Source organism: Variovorax sp. P4_D9, assembly GCF_056401695.1.
Genome location: NZ_JBFUIU010000372.1, coordinates 1 through 8793 on the forward strand (window position 1 = coordinate 1; position 8793 = coordinate 8793).

The 8793-nt window shown below is 64.9% G+C and carries 11 protein-coding genes; 1 reads left to right on the forward strand and 10 read right to left on the reverse strand.

What is annotated here, in order from left to right:
* The 10 genes from AC1DY5_RS31380 to AC1DY5_RS31425 all read right to left on the reverse strand — a co-directional run.
* A partial coding sequence (locus AC1DY5_RS31380) for an aconitase family protein (protein ID WP_478117821.1) occupies positions 1-565 on the reverse strand: 565 nt, incomplete at its 3' end.
* A gap of 28 nt (positions 566-593) precedes the next feature.
* On the reverse strand, positions 594-1541 hold the full coding sequence (locus tag AC1DY5_RS31385) for a LysR substrate-binding domain-containing protein (protein WP_478117823.1): 948 nt from the start codon (positions 1539-1541) through the stop codon (positions 594-596).
* A gap of 119 nt (positions 1542-1660) precedes the next feature.
* A complete protein-coding gene (locus AC1DY5_RS31390; protein ID WP_478117824.1) occupies positions 1661-1801 on the reverse strand; it encodes an entericidin A/B family lipoprotein in 141 nt (46 codons plus the stop codon).
* 121 nt (positions 1802-1922) lie between these two features.
* Complete coding sequence (gltA, locus tag AC1DY5_RS31395) at positions 1923-3233, reverse strand: citrate synthase (RefSeq protein ID WP_478117826.1); 1311 nt, start codon at positions 3231-3233, stop codon at positions 1923-1925.
* Positions 3234-3257: 24 nt separating this feature from the next.
* A complete protein-coding gene (locus AC1DY5_RS31400; protein WP_478117828.1) occupies positions 3258-3560 on the reverse strand; it encodes an FAD assembly factor SdhE in 303 nt (100 codons plus the stop codon).
* A 14-nt stretch (positions 3561-3574) separates the two neighbouring features.
* Positions 3575-4276, reverse strand: a complete 702-nt coding sequence (locus AC1DY5_RS31405; protein WP_478117829.1) for a succinate dehydrogenase iron-sulfur subunit — start codon at positions 4274-4276, stop codon at positions 3575-3577.
* A gap of 73 nt (positions 4277-4349) precedes the next feature.
* On the reverse strand, positions 4350-6158 hold the full coding sequence (gene sdhA / locus AC1DY5_RS31410; RefSeq protein ID WP_478117831.1) for a succinate dehydrogenase flavoprotein subunit: 1809 nt from the start codon (positions 6156-6158) through the stop codon (positions 4350-4352).
* 4 nt (positions 6159-6162) lie between these two features.
* Positions 6163-6528, reverse strand: coding sequence for a succinate dehydrogenase, hydrophobic membrane anchor protein (gene sdhD / locus AC1DY5_RS31415; protein WP_478117833.1), 366 nt, complete (start codon positions 6526-6528; stop codon positions 6163-6165).
* Between the two features lie 52 nt (positions 6529-6580).
* The gene (sdhC, locus tag AC1DY5_RS31420; protein WP_478117835.1) at positions 6581-7027 is read right to left on the reverse strand and encodes a succinate dehydrogenase, cytochrome b556 subunit; all 447 of its coding nucleotides are present in this window, start codon (positions 7025-7027) and stop codon (positions 6581-6583) included.
* A gap of 143 nt (positions 7028-7170) precedes the next feature.
* Entirely contained in the window at positions 7171-7932 is a 762-nt protein-coding gene (locus AC1DY5_RS31425; RefSeq protein ID WP_478117837.1) for a GntR family transcriptional regulator, read from the reverse strand.
* Between the two features lie 191 nt (positions 7933-8123).
* On the opposite strand from AC1DY5_RS31425, the gene AC1DY5_RS31430 reads away from it, so the two are divergent.
* The coding region (locus AC1DY5_RS31430) for a malate dehydrogenase (protein WP_478117839.1) at positions 8124-8793 on the forward strand (670 nt) is incomplete at its 3' end.

The window sequence follows — 8793 nt, forward strand, 5'->3', positions numbered from 1 at the left end:
GCACGATGTCCTTGGCGGTGCAGCCCAGCGGTAGCTTGCCCTCGACCTTCACGAGCAGGTTCTTGGCCTTCTTGGCGAGCAGGGTCTGGGTCGCCATCACGTGCTCGACCTCGCTGGTGCCGATGCCGTGCGCCAGCGCGCCGAAGGCGCCGTGGGTCGAGGTGTGCGAGTCGCCGCAGACCACGGTCATGCCGGGCAGCGTGGCGCCCGTTTCCGGGCCGATCACGTGCACGATGCCCTGGCGCTTGCTCAGAAACGGGAAGAAGGCGGCGGCGCCGAACTCCTTGATGTTGCTGTCCAGCGTGGTGATCTGTTCCTTGCTGACCGGGTCGGTGATGCCGTCGTAGCCGAGCTCCCAGTGGGTGGTCGGCGTGTTGTGGTCGGCCGTGGCCACCACCGAGCTGATGCGCCACAGCTTGCGGCCGGCCTCGCGCAGCCCTTCGAAGGCTTGCGGGCTGGTCACTTCGTGCACCAGGTGGCGATCGATGTAGAGGATCGCGGTGCCGTCTTCCTCGGTGTGGACGACGTGTTCGTCCCAGAGTCTGTCGTAGAGCGTGCGTGCCATGGGTCTCTTTCGTGGGGAGGTGATTGTCTTATGCGGCGCGCTGCGCGGGGGTCGCGTCAGCGGGTGTGTGCAGGTGCTTGACCAGCGTGCGGGCAGCGACCGGCAGGGTCGAGAAGTCGCGCGCGATGAGCCGGATCTGGCGCGCGGCCCAGGGGTCCTTGAGCGCCACGGAGCTCAAGCCGCGGCCAATGCCGCCCTGCATCAGCTCGAAGGCGCGCAACGGCATCACGCCGACGCCGAGTCCGTTCTCGATCATCCGGCACATCGCGTCGAGGCCCGTCACGTGGATGCGCAGGCGGATGCTGCGGTTGGTGGCCAGCGCGGCCTGGTGCATGGCGACGTAGATCGAGCTGTTGGTGTGCAGCCCGACATGGTCGAAGTCGAGCGAGTCGATGAAATCGATGGCGCGGACGGACGCAAGGGGGTGCCCCGCCGGCACGATCAGTGCCAGCGCGTCGTCGCGGTAGGGCAGGCTCTGCAGTTCGGCGCTGCCTTCGGCCAGGTGGCAGACGCCGAGGTCGGCGGCGCCCTCTTGGACGGCCCGCACGACCTCGCTGCTCAGGTGTTCCTCGAGGTCGATCTTGATYGCGTCGTGCTCGCGCGTGAAGGCGCCGAGGTCCTCGGGCAGGAACTGCACGATGGCGGAGATGTTGGCGTGCACCCGCACATGGCCGCGCACGCCGTCGGCATATTCGCTGAGCTCGCCCTGCATCTTCTCAAGGCTGTAGAGCACCGAGCGCGCATGGTGAAGCAGGCTTTCGCCAGCCGGCGTCAGGTCGACGCCGCGGGCGTGGCGATAAAGCAGGGGCGTGCCGAGGGTGGCTTCGAGGTCGGACAGCCGCTTGCTGATGGCCGACGCCGCGATGAACTCGCGCTCCGCCGCGCGACCGATGCTGCCGAGTTCGCAGACGGCCACGAACAACTGCAGCGACGTCAGGTCGATGCGGCGGGCGAAGCTGCGTTCAGAGGAGGTCATCGGGGCTTTGGCATCTCGTTCAGAGATGGAAGCCCGAATTTTCCCTCAGTTTCATGCAAGAAGCCATCGTGATCGACGATGGCTTCGATGCCGCGGCGCGATGAGCGCCGCGGACCCGGTTATTGCTTCTTCTGGGCGGCGTCTTCCATCTTCTGGCCGCCCTTCTGGATGTCCTGGCCGGCACCCTTCATTGTGTTGCAACCGGCCAGCGGCACGGCGAAGGCAAAGGCGACGGTGATCAGCGCTGCAAGCTTCTTCATGGTGGAACTCCTTCGTTTGGATGAGGAGCCGACGCTATTCGGTCCACCCGGGCCGCCGTGTCAGCCAAGACGCAAAAAAGCTGCCCGTGGGCAGCTTTCCTGGGTGAGGGCCGTTCGGCAATCAGCGCTGGGCGATCGGCTTGACGTCGCGCTTGGCCGAGCCTTCGAAGAGCTGGCGCGGACGGCCGATCTTGTAGTCGGGGTCGCCGATCATCTCGTTGAGCTGGGCGATCCAGCCGACCGTGCGCGCCAGCGCGAAGATGGCGGTAAAGAGCGGCACCGGAATGCCGATCGCGCGCTGCACGATGCCCGAGTAGAAGTCGACGTTCGGGTAGAGCTTGCGCGAGACGAAGTACTCGTCTTCGAGGGCGATCTTCTCGAGCGCCATCGCGAGCTTGAACAGCGGGTCGTTTTCCAGGCCCAGTTCGCCCAGCACTTCCTTGCAGGTTTCCTGCATCAGCTTGGCGCGCGGGTCGTAGTTCTTGTAGACCCGATGCCCGAAACCCATCAGCTTGACGTTGGAGTTCTTGTCCTTGACCTGCTTGATGAACTCGCCGATCTTCTCGACGCCGCCGGCCTTCTGGATGTCGTAGAGCATGTTGAGCGCCGCTTCGTTGGCGCCGCCGTGGGCCGGGCCCCAGAGGCAGGCCACGCCGGCCGCGATCGCCGCGAACGGGTTGGTGCCCGACGAGCCGCACAGGCGCACGGTCGAAGTCGATGCGTTCTGCTCGTGGTCGGCATGGAGGATGAAGATGCGGTCGAGCGCGCGTTCGAGCACCGGGCTCACCTTGTACTCCTCGCAGGGCGTCGCGAACATCATATGCAGGAAGTTGCCCGCGTAACTCAGGTCGTTCTTCGGGTACATGTAGGGCTGGCCCACGGTGTACTTGTAGGCCATGGCCACCAGGGTCGGCATCTTGGCGATCAGGCGAATCGCGGCGATCTCGCGGTGCTTCGGATTGTTGATGTCCGTGCTGTCGTGATAGAAGGCCGACAGCGCGCCGACCAGGCCGGTCATGATGGCCATCGGGTGGGCATCGCGGCGGAAGCCGCGCAGGAAGAACTGCATCTGCTCGTTGACCATCGTGTGGTTGGTCACGAGCTTGGTGAAGCTGGTCTTCTTGGTTTGGTCGGGCAGTTCGCCGTAGAGCAGCAGGTGGCAGGTCTCGAGGAAGTCGCAGTTGGTCGCCAACTGCTCGATCGGATAGCCGCGGTACAGCAGCTCGCCCTTGTCGCCGTCGATGTAGGTGATGGCCGATTCGCAGGAGGCCGTCGACATGAAGCCCGGGTCGTAGGTGAACATGCCCGTCTGGGCGTAGAGCTTGCGGATGTCGATCACGTCCGGGCCGAGGGTGCCCTTGTAGATCGGTAGCTCAACGTTCTGTCCGCCGTTGCTGAACGACAGTGTGGCCTTGTTCTCGGATGCTTTCATTTCGAGTGTCTTTCAAAGAATGGATCAGGAAGATAGGGATTGCGCACCGTCGCTGCGCATCAGCCGCAGCAGTTCGACCACCTCGGCCCCGGCCCAGCCGGGCTCGGGCTCCTTTCGCGCGAGCAGGAGGTCGAGCAGATCGTTGTCCGACAGGTCCATCAATGTCTCCAGTGCCTGTGCCTGCCCGCGGGTCAGGCTTGCCTCGTGCCGTTCGAAGAAGCGGGCAATGAACAGGTCGTTCTCGAGCAAGCCGCGCCGGCAGCGCCATTTGAGCTTGCTCAGCGCGCGCTCGCTGATCGGCTCGGAGAGGTCGTCGGTGGCTTGCATCGTGTTCGCCAGGTCTAGATGGTGCGACGCACCATCAGTTCCTTGATCTTGCCGATCGCCCGGGTCGGATTGAGGTTCTTCGGGCAGACGTCGACGCAATTCATGATCGAGTGGCAGCGGAACAGCCGGTACGGGTCCTCGAGATTGTCGAGCCGTTCGCCGGTGGCCTCGTCGCGGCTGTCGGCGATGAAGCGGTAGGCCTGCAGCAGGCCGGCCGGACCGACGAACTTGTCGGGGTTCCACCAGAAGCTCGGGCAGCTGGTCGAGCAGCTCGCGCACAGGATGCACTCGTACAGGCCGTTGAGTTCGTCGCGCTCCTCGGGCGACTGCAGGCGCTCCTTCTCGGGCGGCACGGTGTCGTTCTGCAGGTACGGCTTGATCGAGTTGTACTGCTTGAAGAACTGCGTCATGTCGACGATCAGGTCGCGGATCACCGGCAGGCCGGGCAGCGGCTTGAGCACGATCGTGCCCTTGAGCGTCAGCATGTTGGTCAGGCAGGCCAGACCGTTCTTGCCGTTGATATTCATCGCGTCGGAGCCGCAGACGCCTTCGCGGCAGGAGCGGCGGAACGACAGCGACGGATCCTGCGCCTTGAGCTTCATCAGGGCGTCGAGCAGCATGCGCTCGTGGCCGTCGAGTTCGATCTCGACGGTCTGCATGTAGGGCTTGGCGTCCTTGTCCGGGTCGTAGCGGTAGATCTGGAATGTGCGCTTCATCGTGGGATACCTTTAATCAGTTGGGGACAGAGCTTGTGGCGCGGCGCGCCACTGCGGTCTGTCCCGCAAGTTCTCAGAATGTCCGTACCTTGGGCGGCACCGAGGCCACCGTCAGCGGCTGCAGCTTGACCGGCTTGTAGGAGAGGCGGTTGTCCTGGCTGTACCAGAGCGTGTGCTTCATCCAGTTGGCGTCGTCGCGGCCGAGCGGGGCGACCGGATCGTCGGCCGGGCGCTCGTAGTCCTCGACCGTATGGGCGCCGCGGCATTCCTTGCGGGCGGCGGCCGAGACCATCGTGGCCTGCGCCACTTCGATCAGATTGTCGACTTCCAGCGCTTCGATGCGCGCGGTGTTGAAGATCCGCGACTTGTCCTTGAGCGTGACCGCGGCGACGCGCTTGCGCACATCGGCGATTTTCTGCACGCCTTCATCCATCGAGGCCTGCTTGCGGAACACGGCGGCGTGCTGCTGCATCACCGAGCGGATCTCGTTGGCGACGTCCTGCGCGTACTCGCCCGAGGTCGAGGCCTCGAGCTGGTTCAGGCGCTCCAGCGTGCGGTCGGCGGCATCGGCCGGCAGCGGCTTGTGCTCCCTCAGCTTGTCATTGAATTCGACGATGTGGTTGCCGGCGGCGCGGCCGAATACCAGCAGGTCGAGCAGCGAGTTGGTGCCCAGCCGGTTGGCGCCATGGACGCTGACGCAGGAGCATTCGCCGACCGCGTACAGGCCGTTGACCACGGCGCTGTTCTCCTCGCCCTTCTGGATCACGACCTGGCCGTTGATGTTGGTCGGGATGCCGCCCATCTGGTAGTGGATGGTSGGCACCACCGGGATCGGCTCCTTGGTGATGTCGACGTTGGCGAAGTTGACGCCGATCTCGTACACGGAGGGCAGGCGCTTGTGGATGGTCTCGGCACCGAGGTGGTCGAGCTTCAGCAGCACGTAGTCCTTGTTGGGACCGCAGCCGCGGCCTTCCTTGATTTCCTGGTCCATCGAGCGCGAGACGAAGTCGCGCGGCGCCAGGTCCTTCAGGGTCGGTGCATAGCGCTCCATGAAGCGCTCGCCGTTGCTGTTCAGCAGGATCGCGCCTTCGCCGCGGCAGCCTTCGGTCAGCAGCACGCCGGCGCCGRCCACGCCGGTTGGGTGGAACTGCCAGAACTCCATGTCCTGCAGCGGGATGCCCGAACGGGCGGCCATGCCGAGGCCGTCGCCGGTGTTGATGAAGGCGTTGGTCGAGGCCGCGAAGATGCGGCCTGCGCCGCCGGTGGCCAGCAGCACGGTCTTGGCCTGCAGAATGTGCAGGTCGCCGGTTTCCATCTCGAGCGCGGTGACGCCGACGACATCGCCTTCGCTGTCGCGGATCAGGTCGAGCGCCATCCACTCGACGAAGAACTGGGTGCGTGCCTCGACGTTCTTCTGGTAGAGCGTGTGCAGCATCGCGTGGCCGGTGCGGTCGGCCGCGGCGCAGGCGCGCTGCACCGGCTTCTCGCCGTAGTTGGCGGTGTGGCCGCCGAACGGACGCTGGTAGATCGTGCCGTCCGGATTGCGGTCGAAAGGCATGCCGAAGTGTTCGAGCTCGTAGACCACCTTGGGCGCTTCGCGGCACATGAACTCGATCGCGTCCTGGTCGCCGAGCCAGTCGGAGCCCTTGATCGTGTCGTAGAAGTGGTAGTGCCAGTTGTCCTCGCTCATGTTGCCGAGCGAGGCGCCGACGCCGCCCTGGGCCGCGACGGTGTGCGAGCGGGTCGGGAACACCTTCGAGAGCACCGCCACGTTGAGGCCGGCGCGCGCCAGTTGCAGCGAGGCGCGCATGCCGGAGCCGCCGGCGCCGACGATGACAACGTCGAACTTGCGCGTGGTGATTTGTTCTTTTGTGTAAGACATGGGGTTACAGCCTCCAGAGCACTTGAATGGCCCAACCCGCGCAACCCACAAGCCAGACGATGGTGAAAACTTGGCACAGCAGGCGGATGCCGACCGCCTGGACATAGTCCATCCAGACGTCACGCATGCCGACCCAGACGTGATAGAGCAGCGAGGTGATCACCACGAAGGTGAGCACCTTCATCCACTGGGCGGCGAAGATGCCGGCCCACAGGTCGTAGCCGATCGGGCCGCGGGTGAAGATCAGCTGCGCCAGCAGGATGACGGTGAAGAGCGCCATCAGGGCGCCGGTGATGCGCTGGCTGAGCCAGTCGCGCAATCCGTAGTGCGCGCCGACGACGATGCGCTTGGAGCCGTAGTTCACAGACATTTCAGTTCCTAGTCAGTTTGGGGTCAGAGCTGAAGATCTGACCCGCAAAAAATCAGTACAGGCCGAACAGCTTGGCGCCAAGCACCACGGTCAGCAGGATGCTCAGGGCCAGCGTGGCGAGGGCGGTGCTGTTGCCCGACTTCTTGTCCACCGCGTGATGGTTCACGTCCATGTAGAGGTGGCGCAGACCGGCGATGAAGTGGTGCAGGTAGGCCCAGATCAGCGCCAGTGCCACGAGCTTGATGAACCAGCCCGGAACGAAGCCAAGGCCGCTGTTGAAGGCGGCCTTGAAGCGGGCGAAGGAAATCTCGGAGGACACCGAGGTGTCGAACATCCAGATGATGAAGGGCAGCAGCAGGAACATCAGCGCGCCGCTGATGCGATGCAGGATCGACACGATGCCCGCCGGCGGCAACCGATAGGTGGTCAGGTCGGTAAGAGGGTTGATGTTGCGGAACTCTCGCCGCGGTTGTCGGGGTGGGGTGGCCAGCTCTGTCATGGGGGCTTTCGGGTTTTACGAGGGGCTACTTGTTATTCGGCGAAAAGCAAACAACTCAAAATTCTATTGCAATGCACCATCCCGCGGCTTTCGCGCCCGCTCATCGCACTGCGATGGTCGGATGCTGCGCGGGCCGGGCGCTCTCAGCCGAGGTCGTTTCGATAGTGGTGGGTGTCGGTGCGGTAGAGCCCGCGGCGCAGCTCCATCGGCGTGTCGTGGTAGGTGTAGGCGACGCGCTCGACGCTCAGGAGCGGGGTCGAGGTGTCGACCGCCAGCAGCGCCGCCTGGGAGGAATCGGGCAGCACGGCGCGGATCTTTTCCTCGGCGCGCACCATGCGGACGCCGAATTCGGTCTCGAAGAGCGCGTACATCGGCCCGTGCCAGGCGGTCAGCCGCTCCGCGGTCAGGCCCTTGAACGGCGCGCCGGGCAGCCAGAGTTCCTCGAGGATGGTCGGCGTGCCGCGATATGCCAGCACGCGCCGCACCTGCAGCACGGCGTCGCCGGTGCGCAAGGCCAGCGCGCGGGAGACATCGGCGGAGGCGCGCTGGCGCTTGCAGTCGACGATCTCGCGCTCGGCCGGGCCTTCGCTGTCGACGTCGCCGCTGTCGGGCACCAGCTTCAGGAAGCGGTATTGCACATGCTGCTCGGCATGGGTCGCGACGAAGGTGCCCTTGCCCTGGCGCCGAACCACGAGGTTCTCGGCCGACAGTTCGTCGATCGCCTTGCGCACCGTGCCCTGGCTGACCCGGAAGCGGGCCGCCAGATCGATCTCGCTCGGGATCGGTTCGCCGGGCTTCCATTCGCCGGCATGAAGGCTCTGCAGGATCAGCGACTTGATCTGCTGGTAGAGCGGACTGAACGACGGCGTGGAGGGCTCGGCGACAGTGAGGGGGGAGGTGGCCATGGGGGTTTCGGGGGTGCACCGCGAGGGTGCTTCGGGCGACATCTTATATAAGACATAAGACAGGCGCCACCGAAAGCCCAAATCGGCATAAAATCGAAGACGGCCAAAAGGCCGGGCCTCATGTCCCGGCCCGACCTCGTGGCCGCACTCCGCGGCCGTGCACCGTTGTAATCATTTCCTGGAGTTATCCCATGAGCAAAAAGCCTGTTCGCGTTGCCGTCACCGGTGCCGCTGGCCAAATCGGTTACGCCCTGCTGTTCCGCATCGCCTCCGGCGAAATGCTGGGCAAGGACCAGCCGGTCATCCTGCAACTGCTCGAGATCCCCGACGAGAAGGCCCAGAAGGCGCTCAAGGGCGTGATGATGGAGCTCGACGACTGCGCCTTCCCACTGCTGGCCGGCATGGAAGCCCACGGCGACCCGATGACCGCCTTCAAGGACGCCGACTACGCGCTGCTGGTGGGTTCGCGTCCGCGCGGCCCGGGCATGGAGCGTGCCGAGCTGCTGGCCGTCAACGGCGCCATCTTCACGGCCCAGGGCAAGGCCCTCAACGCCGTGGCGAGCCGTAACGTCAAGGTGCTGGTGGTCGGCAACCCGGCCAACACCAACGCCTACATCGCGATGAAGAGCGCCCCCGACCTGCCGCGCAAGAACTTCACCGCCATGCTGCGCCTGGACCACAACCGCGCCGCCAGCCAGCTCGCCGCCAAGACCGGCAAGCCGGTGGCCGACATCGAGAAGCTCACCGTCTGGGGCAACCACTCGCCCACGATGTATGCCGACTACCGCTTCGCCACCATCAAGGGCGAAAGCGTCGCCAAGATGATCAACGACCAGGAATGGAACGCCAACACCTTCCTGC